The sequence below is a fragment of the Aeromicrobium camelliae genome, from assembly GCF_003850045.1.
Taxonomy (GTDB): Bacteria; Actinomycetota; Actinomycetes; order Propionibacteriales; family Nocardioidaceae; genus Aeromicrobium; species Aeromicrobium camelliae.
On sequence record NZ_RQJX01000002.1, the window covers coordinates 85,132 to 103,162 of the forward strand.

21 protein-coding genes are annotated in these 18,031 nt (G+C 70.3%); 13 read left to right on the forward strand and 8 right to left on the reverse strand.

Features of this window, described 5'->3' with window-relative positions:
* Nucleotides 1-27: 27 nt before the first annotated feature.
* The 5 genes from EHW97_RS02045 to EHW97_RS02065 are packed head-to-tail and all read left to right on the forward strand — an operon-like array spanning nt 28 to nt 3,747.
* Nucleotides 28-1,413, forward strand: coding sequence for an NAD(P)/FAD-dependent oxidoreductase (locus EHW97_RS02045; RefSeq protein ID WP_124235506.1), 1,386 nt, complete (start codon nt 28-30; stop codon nt 1,411-1,413).
* A gap of 9 nt (nt 1,414-1,422) precedes the next feature.
* Nucleotides 1,423-1,755 carry a cupin domain-containing protein gene (locus EHW97_RS02050; RefSeq protein ID WP_124235507.1) on the forward strand — a complete coding sequence of 111 codons (333 nt, stop codon included), beginning with the start codon at nt 1,423-1,425 and terminating at the stop codon, nt 1,753-1,755.
* Nucleotides 1,752-2,945 (forward strand): molybdopterin molybdotransferase MoeA, encoded by a 1,194-nt coding sequence (locus EHW97_RS02055; RefSeq protein WP_124235508.1) that lies wholly within the window; start codon nt 1,752-1,754, stop codon nt 2,943-2,945. The genes EHW97_RS02050 and EHW97_RS02055 overlap by 4 nt, the downstream gene beginning before the upstream one ends.
* Nucleotides 2,942-3,511, forward strand: coding sequence for a molybdenum cofactor guanylyltransferase (gene mobA / locus EHW97_RS02060; protein WP_124235509.1), 570 nt, complete (start codon nt 2,942-2,944; stop codon nt 3,509-3,511). The genes EHW97_RS02055 and mobA overlap by 4 nt, the downstream gene beginning before the upstream one ends.
* Nucleotides 3,490-3,747, forward strand: a complete 258-nt coding sequence (locus tag EHW97_RS02065; protein WP_124235510.1) for a DUF6457 domain-containing protein — start codon at nt 3,490-3,492, stop codon at nt 3,745-3,747. Before mobA ends, EHW97_RS02065 begins: the two co-directional genes overlap by 22 nt.
* Nucleotides 3,748-3,749: 2 nt before the next feature.
* Here EHW97_RS02065 and EHW97_RS02070 read toward each other — a convergent pair whose 3' ends face one another.
* The 3 genes from EHW97_RS02070 to EHW97_RS02080 are packed head-to-tail and all read right to left on the reverse strand — an operon-like array spanning nt 3,750 to nt 6,918.
* A complete protein-coding gene (locus tag EHW97_RS02070) occupies nt 3,750-4,718 on the reverse strand; it encodes a M17 family metallopeptidase (protein WP_124235511.1) in 969 nt (322 codons plus the stop codon).
* A 41-nt stretch (nt 4,719-4,759) separates the two neighbouring features.
* Entirely contained in the window at nt 4,760-5,689 is a 930-nt protein-coding gene (locus EHW97_RS02075; RefSeq protein WP_124235512.1) for an HAD family hydrolase, read from the reverse strand.
* Nucleotides 5,686-6,918: a PucR-like N-terminal domain-containing protein gene (locus EHW97_RS02080; protein WP_124235513.1), complete on the reverse strand. Its 1,233-nt coding sequence runs from the start codon at nt 6,916-6,918 to the stop codon at nt 5,686-5,688. The genes EHW97_RS02075 and EHW97_RS02080 overlap by 4 nt, the downstream gene beginning before the upstream one ends.
* Before the next feature lie 320 nt (nt 6,919-7,238).
* Between EHW97_RS02080 and EHW97_RS02085 the strand changes: the two genes are divergently transcribed.
* Complete coding sequence (locus EHW97_RS02085; protein ID WP_124235514.1) at nt 7,239-7,775, forward strand: bifunctional adenosylcobinamide kinase/adenosylcobinamide-phosphate guanylyltransferase; 537 nt, start codon at nt 7,239-7,241, stop codon at nt 7,773-7,775.
* Nucleotides 7,776-7,784: 9 nt separating this feature from the next.
* On the opposite strand, the gene EHW97_RS02090 is transcribed toward EHW97_RS02085, so the two are convergent.
* The 4 genes from EHW97_RS02090 to EHW97_RS02105 are packed head-to-tail and all read right to left on the reverse strand — an operon-like array spanning nt 7,785 to nt 9,997.
* Nucleotides 7,785-8,546 carry an adenosylcobinamide-GDP ribazoletransferase gene (locus EHW97_RS02090; protein ID WP_124235515.1) on the reverse strand — a complete coding sequence of 254 codons (762 nt, stop codon included), beginning with the start codon at nt 8,544-8,546 and terminating at the stop codon, nt 7,785-7,787.
* 16 nt (nt 8,547-8,562) lie between these two features.
* Nucleotides 8,563-9,405 (reverse strand): SCO6745 family protein, encoded by an 843-nt coding sequence (locus EHW97_RS02095; RefSeq protein WP_124235516.1) that lies wholly within the window; start codon nt 9,403-9,405, stop codon nt 8,563-8,565.
* Between the two features lie 29 nt (nt 9,406-9,434).
* Complete coding sequence (locus EHW97_RS02100) at nt 9,435-9,731, reverse strand: WXG100 family type VII secretion target (protein WP_124235517.1); 297 nt, start codon at nt 9,729-9,731, stop codon at nt 9,435-9,437.
* Complete coding sequence (locus tag EHW97_RS02105) at nt 9,728-9,997, reverse strand: hypothetical protein (RefSeq protein WP_124235518.1); 270 nt, start codon at nt 9,995-9,997, stop codon at nt 9,728-9,730. Before EHW97_RS02105 ends, EHW97_RS02100 begins: the two co-directional genes overlap by 4 nt.
* Before the next feature lie 264 nt (nt 9,998-10,261).
* On the opposite strand from EHW97_RS02105, the gene EHW97_RS02110 reads away from it, so the two are divergent.
* Complete coding sequence (locus EHW97_RS02110; protein ID WP_243696264.1) at nt 10,262-10,855, forward strand: TetR/AcrR family transcriptional regulator; 594 nt, start codon at nt 10,262-10,264, stop codon at nt 10,853-10,855.
* 4 nt (nt 10,856-10,859) lie between these two features.
* Here EHW97_RS02110 and EHW97_RS02115 read toward each other — a convergent pair whose 3' ends face one another.
* Nucleotides 10,860-11,381, reverse strand: coding sequence for an inorganic diphosphatase (locus EHW97_RS02115; RefSeq protein ID WP_166367351.1), 522 nt, complete (start codon nt 11,379-11,381; stop codon nt 10,860-10,862).
* Nucleotides 11,382-11,439: 58 nt separating this feature from the next.
* Here EHW97_RS02115 and dacB point away from each other — a divergent pair, with 58 nt between their 5' ends.
* The 6 genes from dacB to folE all read left to right on the forward strand — a co-directional run bounded on the left by dacB (nt 11,440) and on the right by folE (nt 18,023).
* A complete protein-coding gene (gene dacB, locus EHW97_RS02120) occupies nt 11,440-12,804 on the forward strand; it encodes a D-alanyl-D-alanine carboxypeptidase/D-alanyl-D-alanine endopeptidase (protein WP_124235519.1) in 1,365 nt (454 codons plus the stop codon).
* 65 nt (nt 12,805-12,869) lie between these two features.
* Complete coding sequence (locus tag EHW97_RS02125) at nt 12,870-13,913, forward strand: zinc-dependent metalloprotease (protein WP_124235520.1); 1,044 nt, start codon at nt 12,870-12,872, stop codon at nt 13,911-13,913.
* Complete coding sequence (gene tilS, locus EHW97_RS02130) at nt 13,913-14,869, forward strand: tRNA lysidine(34) synthetase TilS (protein WP_124235521.1); 957 nt, start codon at nt 13,913-13,915, stop codon at nt 14,867-14,869. Before EHW97_RS02125 ends, tilS begins: the two co-directional genes overlap by 1 nt.
* Before the next feature lie 4 nt (nt 14,870-14,873).
* Nucleotides 14,874-15,428 (forward strand): hypoxanthine phosphoribosyltransferase, encoded by a 555-nt coding sequence (gene hpt, locus EHW97_RS02135; RefSeq protein WP_124235522.1) that lies wholly within the window; start codon nt 14,874-14,876, stop codon nt 15,426-15,428.
* 19 nt (nt 15,429-15,447) lie between these two features.
* Nucleotides 15,448-17,463 (forward strand): ATP-dependent zinc metalloprotease FtsH, encoded by a 2,016-nt coding sequence (ftsH, locus tag EHW97_RS02140; protein ID WP_124235523.1) that lies wholly within the window; start codon nt 15,448-15,450, stop codon nt 17,461-17,463.
* Nucleotides 17,460-18,023: a GTP cyclohydrolase I FolE gene (gene folE / locus EHW97_RS02145; protein WP_124235524.1), complete on the forward strand. Its 564-nt coding sequence runs from the start codon at nt 17,460-17,462 to the stop codon at nt 18,021-18,023. Before ftsH ends, folE begins: the two co-directional genes overlap by 4 nt.
* Nucleotides 18,024-18,031: the final 8 nt, after the last annotated feature.

Consider the following 18,031-nt stretch of genomic DNA (forward strand, 5'->3'; position numbering starts at 1 on the left):
CGACGTGGGCGCACTAGGGTTGGAGGCATGACGGGTCCGGTAACCACGAAGCGTCCTCACGTCGTCGTCGTCGGAGGAGGATTCGGCGGACTGGCAGCGGTTCGCAAGCTCAAGAACGCCGACGTCGACATCACCTTGATCGACCGGCACACGTACAACACGTTCCAGCCGCTGCTCTATCAGGTGGCCACGGCCAGTCTGAATCCCGGCGACATCACCTGGTTCCTGCGGGCCGTGCGCGCGAAGCAGGACAACGTGCGGTTCGTGAAGGGCACCGTCGTCGCGATGGACCACGACCAGCAATCGGTGCTGCTGGACGGCAACATCACCGTCCGCTACGACTACCTCGTCGTCGCCGTCGGCGTCACGGCCAACTTCTTCGGGATCGAGGGCGCGGCCGAGTACTCGATGCCGCTCTACCGACGCACCCAGGCGCTCGCCCTGCGCGACCGCATGTTCGCCAACCTCGAGGACGCCGCGATCAACGGTCAGAACCGCGATCTTCGCGTCGTCGTGGTCGGCGGCGGTGCCACCGGTGTCGAGATGGCCGGTGCGCTGGCCGAGATGCGCAATCTGGACCTGCCCACGACCTACCCCGAACTCGACCGCGATCGGGTGCACATCACCCTCGTCGAGATGGCCCCGCACGTGCTCGGGCCGTTCGACGCCCGCCTGCGCGACTACGCCCGCAAGGCGCTCGAGAAGCGCGAGATCGACCTGCGCCTCGGCACCGCGGTGAAGGAAGTGCGCCCTGACGGCGTGCTGGTGGAGAGCAACGGCACCGAGGAGTTCCTCGAGGCCGGCATCGTCGTCTGGGCCTCGGGCGTCACGGCACACTCGGTGGTCGGCGAGTGGGGTCTGCCCCAAGGCCGCGGCGGACGCATCGAGATCGACGACCACCAGCGGGTGCGCGGGTTCCGCAACGTCTTCGCGATCGGCGACATCGCCGTCAACCCGGACACCCCGCTGCCGCAGCTCGCCCAGCCCGCGCTGCAGGGCGGCAAGTATGTCGCGACCGTCATCAAGAACGAGGTCGAGGGCAAGCCCGACCCGAAGCCGTTCAAGTACCGCGACAAGGGCACGATGGCCACGATCGGTCGCGCCTCGGCCATCGCCGAGGTCAAGGGACTGCCGAAGCTCAAGGGTTTCATCGCCTGGGCGATCTGGGTCGCAGTGCACATCGCCTCGCTGCTGGACAACCGCAACCGCTTCGCCACGATGACCAACCTCAGCATCAAGTTCCTGCTGTGGCGCAGTCACAGCGCGATCGTGGGTGAGACTCCCTACGTCATCGCACATGAACCCAAGGTTCTCGACGCGAACGCGTCGCGCGGAGGCAAGAAGGCCGCCAAGAAGGCCGCGAAGAAGGCTGCCAAGAAGGCGACCTCTGACGAACGGCCCGATCCCCGATAGCGTCGGGGCATGGACTCGATCTCCGTCGAAGAACTGGCCGACGAGCATCTCGCGCACGCGCGCTCCGCGGACAGCGGTCGTAGCGCCCAGGCCCTGCATCCGGGCCGCCAGCACCTGATGCGTCAGACGCTCATCGCATTGCGTGGCGGCGCGGGGATGAACGAGCACCTGGCCCCCGCCGAGGCGACATTGCTCGTACTCCGCGGGCGGGTGAGCGTCTCGACCCAGAGTGAGCGCTGGGAAGGTGGTGCGAGCGAGTTGCTGGTGCTTCCCGACGATCGGCACGATCTCCAGGCCCACGAGGACTCCGTGGTGCTCCTGACGACGCTCGCCGGACGGTGACCCTGCGCACCGTCGCCGAGCATCGCGAGCACGTGCTCGCGATGCTTCCGGATCGCCGACGGACTCGGCGGGTGCCGCTCGACCAGGCGCACGGCCGGGTGCTGGCCGCGCCGGCGACCGCCCAAGAGGCGGTGCCGCGCTTCGACAACGCGGCGATGGACGGGTACGCCGTACGCCACGTCGATCTGCGCGAGGGAGCGACCTTGGCGGTCGTCGGTCACGTCGGCGCAGGCGCTGCATCGTCCGTGCGGGTGGGGGCAGGCGAAGCCGTGCGCATCATGACCGGAGCGCGGCTGCCCGAGGGCGCCGACACCGTCGTGCCATTCGAGCTCACCGACGACGGTCGCGAGCGTGTCCGTATCGACGCCGTCCTCGAGGCCGGTCGCCACATCCGCCGTACCGCCGAGGATGTGGAGGTGGGGGACCTCGTCGTCGAGTCCGGCGTGGTCGTGGACGCGTTGACCCTGGCGGCACTCGCGGCGACGGGCGTGGCGGACGTGCTCGTCGTCGAGCGCCCCCGCCTCGCGGTGATCTCCACCGGGAGCGAGCTGCGCGCCCCCGGCGAAGCGCTGGGCGCGGGTCAGATCCCCGAGTCCAACTCGCTGATGATCGCGGCGCTGGTCGAGGAGGCCGGGGCCGACGTCGTGCTGCGCACGAGTGTCCCGGATGAGTCGGAGGCGGTTCAGGAGGCTCTGCGCCGCGCTCATGCAGCCGAGGTCGACCTCGTCGTGCTGTCGGGTGGCGTGAGCGCCGGCGACTACGACGTCGTGCGTCAGGCGCTGGCGGACCATCTGGAGTTCGTCGGCGTGGCGATGTCGCCCGGGCGCCCCCAGGCACTCGGGCTCGTCGGAGACGTTCCCGTCGTGGGGGTACCGGGCAACCCGGTGGCCGCGGCGGTCAGCGTCGAGGTGTTCGTGCGACCGGCCGTGTTGGCGCTCGCCGGGCATCGGGAGATCACTCGACCGGCGCTGAGCGCGATGGCGTCACAGGGATGGAGTTCGAAGGACGACCGGGAGCAGTACACGGCGGTCCGCCTCGAAGTGTCCGAGAACGGCTCGTGGGTCCACCCACTCGCTCACGGATCTCATCGCGCGGGCTCGCTCGCCGCGGTCGAAGGATGGGCGGTGGTGCCGCGTGGGACCTCGGCGGTGCGCCGCGGCGACCGGGTGGACGTCCTGGTGGTGCGATGACCCCGCCCGACGCCATCATCCTGGCCGGCGGTCGCGCGCAACGACTGGGAGGGCGCTCCAAACCGCTGTTGGAGGTCGCCGGACGGACGCTGCTGGACCGGGTTCTCGAGGCCGCGTCGGGCATCGGCAGCCGGACCGTCGTGGTCGTCGGGCCGCCTGAGCTCGCGGGGCCGGGGGTGACCGTCGTGCGCGAGGACCCGCCTTACGGTGGCCCGGTGGCGGCGCTTGCGGCGGCCCTGCCCCTCGTATCCGCGGCGGACGTGCTGCTGCTTGCGGTGGATCTCGTGAACGGCGGGGCCATCGCCGAACGGCTCGCCGTCACCCCGGTGTCCGGCGACGGCGTCTGCCTGGTCGACACCGCGGGCCGACGCCAGTGGCTCGCCGGACGATATCGCGCGGATGCGCTGCGCTCGGCGCTTGCGGCACTGCCCCACGTGCAGGATGCGGCTTTGCGCCGTGCGCTCGCACCCCTGGACATCACCGAGCTCGCCGTCTCTGATGAGCTGGTACGCGACATCGACACCCCCGAGGACCTGGAGGAACCATGGCGACCGACGACGTCCTGACCGAGTGGACCGAGCACCTGGCGACACGCTTCGGGCTCGACCCGCGTCTCGTTCCGATGGAGGACGTGCTCGACATGGCCGCCGACGTGGCTCACGGTGTCGTGCGCCCGGCGGCTCCGCTGAGCGCCTTCGTGGCCGGTCTGGCCGCAGGCCGGAGCGGCAGCACTCCGCAGGACATCGCGGACGCCATCGCCGCGGTGGTCCGCGAAGTCGACACCTGGACTCCGTCGCCCTGACCTCAGCCCTTCGCGAGTCGGCGCAGCAGGGTCGCCAGGGTGCGCACGCCGAAGCCGGTCGCGCGCAGGTCGGCTCCGGAGCCCTCGACGGCGGGTCCGGCGATGTCGAGGTGCGTCCACGGGATGTGGGCGGGGACGAACTCGCCGAGGAACAACGCTGCGGTGAGGGCACGTCCGGTATCGCTGCCGGGGTGGTTGCGCAGTGACGCGCCGGGGGCTGACGAACGCAGCTGATCGCGGTACTGCGGCGCCCAGGGCAAGGGCCACCAGGTCTCGTCGGCCTCCCGCCCGGCGTCCTCCACCTCGGCGCGGAGATCCAGATCGCGACCGATGATCGCGCCGATCCGGGGGCCGAGCGCGACGATCGACTGGTACGTCAACGTCGCGACGTCGATCACGGCACGCGGCCGGTGGCTGCTCGCGTACGCGAGGGCGTCGGCCATCATCACGCGCCCTTCGAAGTCGGTGTCCACCACTTCCACACCGAGACCGCCGAAGGTCTCCACCACATCGCCGGGGCGCACCGCGGTGGGGCCGGGAAGATTCTCCGCGATCGGAAGCACGGCGTGCACGGGCAGCGGCGGGGCGCCGTGTCGTGTCAGCTCTGCCATCGCGGCAAGCACGGTGGCCGCCCCGGCCATGTCCGTGTGCATGCCGACCATGGCCGCGCTGCTCTTGAGTGACAGGCCGCCGCTGTCGAAGGTGACGCCCTTGCCCACCAGCGCCACCGAGCCTTCGGCGGGGCTGTCCTGCGGGCCCCACCACACCTCGGCGAGCCGCGTCGGCTCTGCCGATCCGCTACCGATCGCGAGCAGCCCGCCCATCCGATGCTCACGAAGCCATGCTTCGTCGTGGACCCGGACGTGGGCGCCGATCTGCGCGCCGACCTCCACGATCCGGTCGGTGAAGACAGTAGGCGTCAGCTGATTGGCGCGGGCGTCGATGAGCTCGCGGGCGAGGGCGACGGACATGGAGTCACTGTGTCATAGGTGACACAGCACCCGTGGGCGACCTATCGCGCCGGGAAGACCGCGAGGGCCGGCGACGAGGCCACCACGAGACCGGCCGCGATGCTCACGACGAGAGCCGCACGGCGGCTGCGGTGGATGCGTGCCGGAAGATCGCGGGCGAGCGCGTACGCCTCGGCGACGAGGCGCAGGTCGCTCGGCGCGGCCGGCGCGGGCAGGACGTCGGCGCGGCGGCCGTCGGCGTGTAGCGCTGCCTTCGCCTGCTCCGGCGTCGTCGATGCGAAGCAACGGTCGATTCCGACGATGTCGGCGAGGTGCTCCGCGTTCCGTGCGGAGTCCGTGGTGGCGAGGACGGCGGTGATGCCCAGCTCACGTAACTGGGCGACGCCGTCGGCTGCGTGCGGTGCGACCGTGTCGACCAGGGTGATCGTTCCGAGCGGCCGCTCGTCGACCTCCACGCCCACGGTTGTGCCCAACCGGCCGGGGTCCGGGACGCCGATCCAGTCGGGGCGACCGACGCGCACGGGGTGTTTGTCGACCACGCCGCTGATGCCGGCATCGCGATGATGCACGACGTCGGTCACGCGTCCTCGGGTGGCGAGGCGGGCGAGTGCCTTGCCCACCGGATGATCCGAGTGATGCTCCAGTGCGCCGGCGAACCACCGCATGTCGCGGTCGTAGTCGGCGCGGACGGGTTCGACCGAGGCGACGCGCAACGTCCCCGTCGTCAGGTAGCCCTGCTTGTCCATCACCAGATGATCGATGCGCGGGTCGGCGGGAAGTTCGAGTCCGCGCTTGCGAGCGGCACGCAGCAAGGAACGCTCAGCGCTGCGGGCACCGAGGTCGAAAGCTGCGGGAGCGGTGACCACGAGCGTGCCGACGGCCGCGACGAGCGCCCACAGGGGACCGTCGAGAATCCACCACACGGCGAGGACGATGGCGGCCGCGGCCACCCAGATGAGGCGATGGTTCATGCGTTCTCTTCGGCGTGGAAGCGTTCGAAGTCGCTCTGGTCGCCCGCTTTCCACAACGGGACGCTCGCCTTGAGCAACATCGTGATCTGGACGATGAAGTCGGGGTCGTGCAGCGCCTCACCGAAGATCTCGTTGATGCGCTTCCACCGATAACGGACGGTCTGCGGATGGACGCCGAGCCGGCCGGCGATGGCCGGAGCGCTGTCGCGCGTCTCGAGCCAGGCCAGCAGCGTCTCGGAGAGGATCTCGCGCGAGTTGGGGGTCTCGGCGAGTAGCGGGCGCAGCAACTCCTGCACCATCCCGCGACGGAGGGCGGGCTCGGAATGGAGCCACAGTTGGGTGCGGTGACGTCCGCAGTCGATCACGGCACCGTCGGTGATGACGCCCGCCGCGCCGAGTTCGAGGGCCCGGATCACCCAGCGGTGGGCGTCGGGGAGGTCGGGGCGAGCGACCGGCCAGCTGAAGGCGAAACGGACGGCGGGGGACGCCGATCTCAGCGTCTTCATGACCGCGTCGACCCCGTCGGGTGCCGTCAGCACGGCGGCGGAATCGGGCCCGGCGTTGACGATCGCCGACGGGCCGAGATCGGGAAGCTCGAGGCTGTCGCGGCGACGGCGAGGCGCGACGGCGAGCACGACGAACCGGTCCGGGATCTCCCATCCCGCGTGCGCGGCGAGCGTGGGCACGTCGCTGTTGCGTCCTTCCAGGAGTGCGACGACGAGCCGGCGCCGGTTGCGATCACGGTCGCGTTCGATCGTCTCGCGCGCCGTCCGCCAGCCGATCGACGCCTGCTCGGTGAGGTGATCGATGTAGGCGAGGAGGGCGTCGCCGAGCAGGCCGAGCGTCTCAGCACTCAGCTCCTGAGCCACCGCGAAGGACCGCAGATACTCCCACCCTTGATGCCGCGCGATCCGGTAGGAGGCCCGCATGGCGCTGAGGTCGTGCCCGCCGAGTGCCTCGCCGTAGCCCATCTTGCGGAACAGGTCGTCGACTCGATCACCGCTCGTGCCGCCGCCCTCGAGGAGGTCGAGGAAGTGACTCACCGCGCCGTTGACCGCCAGCGTGATCAGCCGGTGACGCCGGCCGTGGGCGGGGCCTGCGTACGCGGGGACGTTGGTCTGGATGTCCTGCGTGATACGCGCGACGAGTTCGGGGAGTTGGGGCCGGAACAGGGGGACCAGGGAGCTGGCCGTGGCCTCGAAGCCGCCGTCCTCGCGCAGAGCGGTCATGACGCGCCGCCAGCGATCGGTCGAGGTCTGGCGCGGCTCATGGTCTCCCTGTTTCAATGTGCTGTGCCTCACATTCTCCATGCCGCCAGGGCCGCCCGGCAAGAGGGCTGTCGGGCGTGGAAGGCCGCGAAGTGACCAGCTGGGAGTAAGAGGGAGTTGGTCTGGTCACTCCGCGGCTTCGGGGGTGTCCGGGTCAGGAGGGAGTCGTTGACCCGGGCATGGCACCAGTGGAGCATGCCAGCGCCATTCGCACCACAAGGTTCGGTCGAATCGGTGGAAACTCGGATGGACGTCCAAGTTGAGAGGCCTAGGCTGTGGATATGTCGGCGAAAACCCTCGTCACCGGTGGGGTGAGATCGGGCAAGTCGTTCCATGCCGAGTCGCTCGTCGTGGCCGAGCCCCAGGTCACCTACGTGGTGCCCGGCCCCGAGGTGGATCCGTCGGTCGATCCGGCCCACGCGGCCCGGGTGGCCGCCCACCGAGCCCGCCGTCCGGCCTCGTGGGTGACGCTCGAGGAGCACGATCTGGCCGCGGCCCTCAGCACCGCTGAGGGCGCGCTCGTCGTCGACTGCGTCAGCGACTGGGTGCGCTGGCTGATCGGTGAGTTGGACGGCTGGGACGAGGCGCGCGAGGACTGGCAGCCCCGGTTCACGGAGTACGTCGAGGCGGCCGCCGCGGCGCTCGCCGCCCGCCGCGGCACGGTCGTCCTGGTCTCGCTCGAGGCGGGGATGGGTGGTGACGTCCTCGACCTGGGCGCTCAGATGTTCCGCGAACTGCTGGGCTACACGAACCAGCGACTCGCCCTCGAGTGCGATGACGTCCTGCTCATCGTCGCCGGGCGCGCCCTCACGCTCTGACTCGCTCGCTCAGGTGGCCGACAGCAGGAGCACGGCGAGCGAGACCTCCACTGTGGCGCCGAAGACGTCGCCCACGACCCCGCCGAATCGGCTCACGGCGCGCCGAAGGATCCAGACGATGACGACGAGTGCCGCGGCCGTGGTGGCGAGACCCCGCCACCAGGGCTCGCCGACGGCCGCGTACCCCGCGCACAGGAGTCCGGCGATCGCCAGCCACGTCCCGATGGCCACCGCAGGTGCGATCGTCTCGGTGTAGGTGACGCCGAGACCGTCCTTGCGCGCGCCCGGAACGCCGCGCATGCAGCCGAGCACCGCCGCCGCACGTGACACGCAGACCAGCACGCCGGCGGCGAGCGGCCCCCAGGGCTCGGAGGAGAGCGTGGTGAGGGCCCCGATCTGCACGCCGACGACGATCGTCAGCGCCGCCGCTCCGGCCGGCCCTGCGTTCCCGAGCTTGACGACCTCCAAGGCCCGTGTCGCGTCATAGGAGGAGGTGAGTCCGTCAGCGGTGTCCGAGAGTCCGTCGAGGTGGAACGCCCGGCTTCCCAGCGCCAGGGCGCCCACCGCCACGGCGGCGACGGCGATGGGGGCGAGGCCGAGTCCGCGGCCAGCCCATACGATCGCGGCGACCAGTGCGGCGAGCGGGAGGACCGCGAGCGGTGCCAGTGCGACGGCGGCACCGCTCAGCCGCGGGGTGACGGCCGGTGGCGGGGTCACGGGGATCGCGGTGAAGGTGCCGACCGACAGTCGCCACGCGTGCAGGACGCTCATGAGCGCATTGTCCCGGTCACCGGCGCGGGCGCGGCACCCCGGTCGCGTTCACGTCCGGGAAGCCACCGCGCTCGGTCACGCGGTACGCGAGCGAGAGGAGTTCGCCCTCCAGTGCGACGCCGTGCGCGGTCGCCTCGAGGTCCAGGCCTGCCGCGCAGACCCGGTCGGTGGCCGCCTCCAGTTGCTCGCGCGCGCCACGTCCGGTCTCGGTGATGCGGCCGTCGTCGTCGAGCCACCCGCGCTGCTGCAGACCGCGTCGCCCCCGCGCCCACGCGGCGTCGTCCCACCCGCGCGAGTGCTGTTGCTCGGCCGGGACGAGCCCCACGGCCTGCGCGAGGACGTTGGCGGCCGCCCCGTCGAGTCCCGCTGCGGTGAGGATCGCGACGTGGCAGTCGCCCCGATACTCGCGCACGGCGGTGGCGGCGTGCCACAGTCGACCCACCGGGTCGGGCGGAACGGGGAGCGCCGCATGAGCGGCGGCGAGGGGTTTGCCGGCCCAATCGAGCCCCGCGAGCATCGCCTCGAGGCGGTCGGCCGTGCCGGCCACGTCGATGCCGGGCCACGCCGCCGCGAGTTCCTCGCGCGCGATGCGCAGCCGAAGGTCGAGGACGGCGTCGCGATCGGCCAGACGCCAGGCATCGGGGAGCGCGCGACGTATCCGCGCAGGAGCGAAGCCGTGAAACGTCGCGATGACCAGCTCGGGCGGGGGAGTTCCCAGCGCTGCGGCCCGCGAGGCGACGTAGCCCATCCAGAAGCCTTTGAGTCCGAGTTCCTCGAACCGCTCCTTGACGTTCGGGGCCACGTAGACGACGTCGTGGATCGTCTCGATCGCCCGCCAGAACTCCCGTGTCATCGCCATGAGGTCAGTGTGCCGTAGCGGTGTGGTGGTCACGCCCAGCGCGGGGAGGAACGCCGCGGCTTCTGGACCGGGGCTTCAGCGGGCTGGGCGCGGCTCGAGGCCGGCGGTTCCTCCTGCGGGCGCGGTGTCAGCAGTGCGTTGAGATCGCGCAGGGCGGCGCGCCACTGTTCCTGTGCGGCTTGATACGCCTCGGTGGCGGTGCCGTTCCACTGCGCACGCAGTCGGGTCAGCTCGACCTCGAGTTCGGCCAGCCGCGCAGCGATGAACCGCAGGTGCTCCAGCCCGGTGGGCGCGGGCTCCTCCCGCTGCGTCTCCTCGCTCGTCATCCGTGCGCCGACCGAGGATGCGAGTCGGCGAAGAGCGGCTGGGTCAGGGCGGCGTTGTCGAGGGCCTGCTCGAGTTGCTCCAGGGCCGAGAGAATGCGGCGAGTGTCGGTGTCGCAGCGCCGACGGTCGCGGGGGCCGAGGGCGTCGTCGCCCGAGATCTCCGAGCGCAGCGCGGCGATCCGTCGAGTGATCTCCTCGTGCGCTTGAGCCACCCGGGACGCTCCGAGACGCATCGATTCGACGGGAGGAGTGATATCGACGGACATGGCCCCCCCCCTAGCGGTGCGACATCGAACGACCCACGGGCCGTATCGGCACCGCGTTGCCTCCCAGCGTAGACCGGCGCAGCCCGGTTCGACTACCGACTTCTGGTTATGAAGGACTACGAAATGGTTGCGATGGGCCATCCGGCCCCCGAACCCCGTCGAGCGGAGCAGTCTCGTCTCGACCCCGCACGGCGGGGCGTCGGTGCGCGGAGCACCACCGCCAGATACCATCGGTATCCGGCGGGGAGTTGAGGAGGAGCCACCGTGACCCAGACGAAGGTGACCCGGGCGGAGCGCCAGGCGCAGACTCGGGACCGGCTCATCGAGGTCGCCAAGGAGATGTTCCTGCGCGACGGCTACGCCGCCACGTCGCTGGACAAGGTCGCGCTCGAGGCCGGGTTCTCCAAGGGCGCCGTCTACTCGAACTTCCGGGGCAAGGAGGAACTCTGCCTCGCGGTGCTGGACGTCATCCACGCCGAGAAGGTGCAGGGCGTCCTCGACGCGTTCACGCAGGACGCCGACCTCGACACCAAGCTCAAGGCGTTCGCCGCGTGGGCGCATCAGGGTCTCGGCGAGCCTCGCTGGACCGCGCTCGAGGTCGAGTTCGGCGCCGTCGCCCGGCACAACGACTGGGTCGCCGCGGAGCTGGTGAAGCGGCACCGCGAGATCCGCGAGGCGATCGGTCAGCTCGTCGCACACGTCGCGGAGGAGTCGGGGCTGTCCACGACAGTTCCCGTGCAGACGGTCGCGACCGCCCTGCTGAGCCTCGGCGTGGGCCTCGGCGCGCTACGGTCGCTCGACTCGCACGTCGACGTCGACGTCTTCACCGACGTCATGCGCGTGCTCGTGCGCGACTGACGGCTCAGTAGCCGCCGTTGTCCTTGAAGCGCTGGAAGCTCGCCTGGATCTCGGCCTCAGCCTCGACGCGACCGACCCACTTGGAGCCTTCCTCGACGGACTTGCCGGGCTCGAGGGCCTTGTAGGACTCGAAGAAGTGACGGATCTCGGCGAGATCGAAGTCCGCCACGTCGGAGATGTCCTGGAGGTGCTCCTGGCGCGGGTCCGTGGCGGGCACGCACAGCACCTTGTCGTCGCCGCCGGCCTCGTCGGTCATCTTGAACATGCCGATCGCACGGCACTCGATGACGCATCCGGGGAAGGTCGAGAAGGGAAGGATCACGAGCGCGTCGAGCGGGTCGCCGTCCAGGCCGAGCGAATCGTCGATGAAGCCGTAGTCGGCGGGGTACTGCATCGACGTGAAGAGCGTGCGGTCCAGCCGGATCCGATGCGTCTTGTGGTCGATCTCGTACTTGTTGCGCTCCCCCTTGGGGATCTCCACGGTGACGTCGAAAATCACGGTTCCTCCGGAAGTGTCGGGTGGCATCGCGGAACGAACCTTCGTCCGTCCGATGGTCGGATGCTGACTCTATAGTCTGTCTCACGTGGCGAAAGGGCGAGTGCGCAGGGTCCTCGGGACGATCACGTCGGTCGTGCTCGTCCTCGCGCTCATCGCCGGCGTCGGTTGGCTGTACGTGCGCGGCGACCTCAACCGGGTGATCTGCGACGGGGCCTGTCCCCCTCAGTACGCGACCGCCCCGGACTCCATGCAGGTCGCCGGAGTGGAGGACACGGAGGCCGACGCCGTCGGCGACGGCCCCATCGCGTCGAACGCGCTCAAGCAGGCCGTGTCCGGCCCGCTCGCCGATCCCGCATTGGGTCCTCAGGTCGGATTCGTGGCGGTCGACGCCAGGGACGGCGCCCCCCTCGCCGGTGGTGGCACCGAGGGACTCACCCCCGCCTCCACCACGAAGGTGCTCACGGCGTTCGCCGCACTGGAGGTGCTCGGTCCCGACGAGCGTTTCGCCACCCGTGTCGTGCGCAACGGTGACACCCTCACGCTGGTCGGCGGCGGCGACCCCTATCTGGTCGAACGACGGCCGGAGGAGCCGTCCCCCGTCGTCACGGCGGACCTGGAAACCCTGGCCGATCGGGTGGCTCGCAGCGTGGGCACCGGAAGGTTCACGCTGACGTACGACGCGGGCTTGTTCAGCGGGCCGGCGGTCAGTCCTGCCTGGGAGGACGGTTACGTTCCGTCCGTGGTCGCGCCCATCAGCGCGCTCTGGATCGACCAGGGCCGCGGCGCTGGCGAGGACCCGGCGCGGGCCGCGGCGGACGCCTTCGCGCGATTACTGCGCGAGCGGGGCGTCGAGGTGGCCGACCCCGGTCCCGCCGCCGCACCCGAGGGTGCGGCGCAGGTCGCGCTCGTGCGCAGCGCCCCGGTGGCCACGATCGTGGCCGACCTGCTGCGCACGAGCAACAACGAGACCTCTGAGATCCTGTTCCGGCACATCGCGCGGGCAGCGGGCTACGAGCCGTCCTTCGAGGGCGGGGCCGCGGCGGTGAAGACGACCCTCGAGCAGGACGCGGTGTCCGTGGACGGCCTCGAGCTGCACGACGGCAGCGGCTTGTCGCGCCGGAACCGGATCAGCCCCACCACACTCGTTCAGACGCTCGTGGCCGCGACTCGCGACGACCGCACCTCCGCGGCGTTGAGCGGTTTGCCGGTCGGCGGTTTCGACGGCACCGTGCGCTCGCGATTCGACCAGGCGCCCGCCGGGCTGGGGTGGGTCAGGGCGAAGACCGGAACTCTGACGGGCGTCCACAGCCTGGCCGGGATCGCCACCCTCGCCGGTGGTCGCCCGGTGGCGTTCGCCGTGATGGCGAACGGCACGGAGGAGATCAACGCGCTGCAGACGCAAGCCGCCCTCGACGCCGTCGCGGCCGCGATCGCCGGATGCGGTTGCTGACCCGTGGTGCGGGCGCGCAGGCCGAGAGTCCGGTGCTGCGACGGGCCGGTCAGTACCGTGGGGCCATGATCGACTGGAAGTTCGCGCAGCGGACCGCCGAGCGGTGGGGCCGTCCCGGACCCGAGGTGTCCGGTCCGGAGGTCGCCGCCGTCGTCGCCGAGCTGCGCGACGCCGCCACGCGGGCCGTGCAACCGGTGGCCGAGTACACGGGTCTCACCGCCCAGGTCTCCTCGCCGGTCCTCGTCGTGGACCGGCCACGCTGGGTCGCGGCCAATCTCGAGACCTTCCGGACCGTGATGGACCCGGTCACCGACAAGCTCACGGCGGGCCGCTCGCACCGGCCGAGCCCCGTGACCGCCGGCATGAGCGCGAAGATCGCCGGGGCGGAACTCGGCGGGCTCATGGCATTCCTCTCCTCGAAGGTGCTCGGCCAGTTCGACCCGTTCTGGGAAGAGGGTTCCGCCGGCGGCCGGTTGTTGCTGGTCGCCCCGAACATCCTCCACGTCGAGCGCGAACTCGGCGTCGACCCGTCCGACTTCCGCCAGTGGGTCTGCCTGCACGAGGAGACCCACCGCGCCCAGTTCACCGGGGTTCCCTGGATGCGGGCGCACCTTCGCGGGCTCATCGACGAGTTCGTCGACGCGACCGACCTCTCCGAAGGCGCCGTCGGCACGGCGCTCGGCGATGCGCTGGGCGAGATCGTCAAGATCGTCCGCGGTCAGTCCGACGCCTCGCTGTCCGACCTGTTCCAGAACGAGCAGCAGACGCGCGTGGTGGATCAGATGACCGGCCTCATGTCGCTCCTCGAAGGGCATGCCGACGTCGTGATGGACGTCGCCGGTCCGGACCTCATCGGCTCCGTCAGCCGCATCCGGCGCAGGTTCGACCAGCGTCGGCGCGGGGGCTCCGAACTGTCCAAGATCATCCGTCGCCTGCTCGGACTCGAGGCCAAGATGAGCCAGTACCGTGACGGCGCCGTCTTCGTCCGCAAGGTCACGTCCACGGTGGGGGAGGACGGATTCGCGGCCGTGTGGGCTGAGCCGGCGAACCTGCCCAGCAAGGCCGAGATCCACGACCCCGATGCGTGGGTGGCCCGGGTCCACGGCTGATGGGCGGGCGGCTCGACCCGACCGTGGCACGTGCCCGCGGCCTCGTGCGCGACGCCGTCGCTGACGACGGCCGCCCGCTGGTCGTCGCGCTCTCGGGAGGGGTCGACTCGCTCGCCCTCACGGCCGTCGCCGCTTTCGTCGCGCGACAGCAAGATCGCCACGTGCGCGCGGTCGTGGTCGACCACGGACTGCAGGAGGGTTCGGCCGTGATCGCCGCTCGAGCCGCCGAGCAGGCAGCTGGCCTCGAGGTCCCCGCGCGGGTCGTCACCGTCACGGTGTCCGAGGGCCGCGAGGGGCCCGAGGCCGCCGCGCGCCGGGCCCGGTACGCCGCACTCGCCGCCGACGCGGACGCTGACGACGCACTCGTCCTGCTGGCTCACACGACCGACGACCAGGCCGAGACCGTCCTGCTGGGTCTCGGTCGAGGATCCGGCCCACGCTCCATCGCTGGGATGCCGGAGCGAGACGGGCGGTGGGTGCGCCCGTTCCTCCGCCTTCGGCGCATGGAGACGGAGGCCATCTGCCGAGCCCACGGACTCACCTGGTGGGACGATCCGCACAACACCGACGCGCGCTTTCGTCGCGTACGCATCCGACGCGAGCTCCTCCCGCTCATGGAGGACGTCCTCGGCGGGGGAGTCGCCGAGGCCCTGGCCCGCACCGCCGAACTCGTCCGGGCCGATGTCGACCTGCTCGACAGCCTCGCCGATCAGGCATACACCGATGAGGTGGAGTCCCTTCGCGCGTTGCCTGACGCCGTGCGCTCGCGAGTGCTGCGCCGACTGGTTCTCGACGGTGGCGCCGCGGCGGGTGAACTGTCGGCCGAGCATCTGGCCCACGTCGATGCGCTCGTCACCGACTGGCGAGGGCAGCGACGCGTCGAGCTCCCCGGTCACGTGAGCGTGGTGCGCTCCGGGAACCGGCTGACCTGCATTCGTACGCCTGTGGCAGGCTGAATCCGTGGACGTCGAACACGTAGAGCACGACATCGATCGCACCCAGCCCCTCTACACCGAGGAGCAGATCCAGGCCCGGCTGGCCGAGATGGCCCGCCAGATCGAGGCCGACTACGAGGGTGAGGATCTCCTGCTCGTGGGCGTCCTCAAGGGAGCCGTCATGGTGATGGCCGATCTCTCCCGAGCGCTGCAGCGGCACGTGGAGATCGACTGGATGGCCGTCTCCTCGTACGCCGGCACCCGCTCCTCGGGAGTCGTCCGCATCCTCAAGGACCTCGACACCTCGCTCGAGGGTCGGCACGTGCTCATCGTCGAGGACATCATCGACACCGGCCTCACGCTGTCGTGGCTCGTCGCGAACCTCAAGTCCCGCGGCCCCGCGTCGGTCGAGGTGGCCACGCTGCTGCGCAAACCCGAGGCGCTGGAGATCCCCGTCGACGTCAAGTACGTGGGCTTCGACATCCCCAATGCGTTCGTGATCGGCTACGGTCTGGACTTCAACGAGAAGTACCGCAACTTGCGCAGTATCGGCACACTGGCTGAGCACGTCTACTCCTGAACGGACTCCCTGGCACCGCATGAACGTCAAGCGACTCTTCAAGGGCCCCTGGCTCTGGATCCTCCTCATCGCGATCCTGGTGATCGTGGTGCTCAACCTCTCCTCCGGCGCCGACGGCTACCGCGAGGTCAAGACCGCGACCATGGTCAAGTACTTCGAGGACCAGAAGGTCAAGGAGGTCACGTTCGTCGAGGGCGAGCAGGAGATCCGCGCGACGCTGAAGGGCGACGACGAGGAGCAGGTCAAGGCCACGTGGCTCGGCGAACAGCAGAGCAGCGGACTCGTCGAGCAGGCGCAGCAGCAGGTCGACGACGGCGACATGGACAGTTACAACGTCGAGGTGCCGCGCAGCAACCCGATCATGTCGCTGCTCGGGACGATGCTGCCCCTCATCATCTTCTTCCTGCTGTTCTTCTGGCTGCTGACCTCGATGCAGGGCGGCGGCGGCAGGGTCATGCAGTTCGCCAAGTCCAAGGCGAAGCTCATGAGCAAGGACACCCCCAAGACGACCTTCGCCGACGTCGCGGGTGCGGACGAAGCCATCGAGGAGCTCGGCGAGATCAAGGAGTTCCTCCAGGAGCCGGTGAAGTTCCAGGCCGTCGGCGCCAAGATCCCCAAGGGCGTGCTGCTGTACGGGCCGCCCGGCACCGGCAAGACGCTGCTGGCCCGCGCCGTCGCGGGTGAGGCCGGCGTGCCGTTCTACTCGATCTCCGGATCGGACTTCGTCGAGATGTTCGTCGGCGTGGGGGCCTCCCGTGTCCGCGACCTGTTCGAGCAGGCCAAGGAGAACGCGCCCGCCATCGTCTTCATCGACGAGATCGACGCCGTCGGACGCCACCGTGGCACCGGCATGGGCGGCGGTCACGACGAGCGCGAGCAGACCCTCAACCAGCTCCTCGTCGAGATGGACGGCTTCGACGTGCGCGGCGGTGTCATCCTCATCGCCGCCACCAACCGTCCCGACGTGCTCGACCCGGCACTGCTGCGACCGGGCCGTTTCGACCGACAGATCGCCGTGGAGGCACCCGATCTCGCCGGCCGTACCCACATCCTCAAGGTCCACGCGCGGGGTAAGCCGATGGGGCCGGACGTCGATCTCGAATCGGTCGCGCGGCGTACCCCCGGCTTCTCCGGTGCCGACCTCGCCAACGTCCTCAACGAAGCGGCGCTGCTCACCGCGCGCAGCAGCAAGACGGTCATCGACAATGCGGCGCTTGACGAGGCGATCGACCGCGTCATCTCCGGTCCGCAGAAGCGCACCCGTCTCATGAACGAGCACGAGCGTCTCGTGACCGCGTACCACGAGGGCGGCCACGCGCTCGTCGCCGCGGCCCTGCCGCAGAGCGACCCCGTCCACAAGATCACGATCCTCCCGCGTGGTCGCGCCCTCGGCTACACGATGGTGCTGCCCGATGAGGACAAGTACTCGCAGACGCGCGCCGAGTTGCTCGACAAGCTCGCCTACATGCTCGGTGGCCGCGCCGCCGAGGAACTCGTGTTCCACAACCCCACGACGGGTGCGGGCAACGACATCGAGAAGGCGACCAACCTCGCCCGCGCCATGGTCACGCAGTACGGGATGAGCGCGCGTATCGGCGCCATCCGCTTCGGCGAGGACCACTCCCAGCCCTTCCTTGGCCGCGACCTCGGCAGTTCGCGCAACTACTCCGAGTCGGTCGCGTCGGCGATCGACGAGGAGATCGCGGCGCTCATCGGTCACGCCCACCAGGAGGCCTTCGACATTCTCAACGAGAACCGCGACGTCCTCGACGCGCTCGTCGTGGAGCTGATGGAGAAGGAGACTCTCGACAAGGCCCAGGTCGCGCGGATCTTCGAGCCGCTGCGCCGTCGCGAGGTCCGACCGGCGTGGACCGGTTCGGAGAGCCGTGTGCCGTCGGACCTGCCGCCCGTCGTGATCCCGGCGAGCACCGGCGACAAGCCCGCCGACGACCGTGACGAGGGCATCGTCGTGGGCCCGGACTCAGAGTCCGACGCCCCGCCGAGCGACGCCCCCGACTCCCGAGACGGGGCATGAGCGTCGATCTCCCGCGCGCTGAGGCCGCGGTCCGCGAGTTGCTCGCCGCGATCGGTGAAGATCCCGATCGCGAGGGTCTTCGCGACACGCCGGCGCGTGTCGCGCGCTCGTACGTCGAACTCGTCGCCGGACTCGACCAGAACCCGGCCGACGTCCTGACCGCGTCCTTCGACGTCGGCCACGACGAGCTCGTGCTGGTCAAGGACATCGAGGTGTGGTCGCTGTGCGAGCACCACCTGGTGCCGTTCTTCGGAGTCGCCCATGTCGGATACATCCCCTCCGAGGGTGGCAAGGTCACCGGGTTGTCCAAGCTGGCCCGGCTCGTCGACGTCTACGCGCGCCGTCCTCAGGTGCAGGAGCGACTCACGACGCAGATCGCCGAGGCGCTCGTCACGGTGCTCCAGCCGCGCGGTGCCATCGTCGTCATCGAGGCCGAGCACCTGTGCATGACCATGCGCGGGGTGCGCAAGGGCGGTGCCAAGACGATCACGAGTGCGGTGCGCGGTCAGCTGCGTGATCCCGCGACCCGCGCGGAGGCCATGGGCCTCATCACCGCGTAACGTGGCGG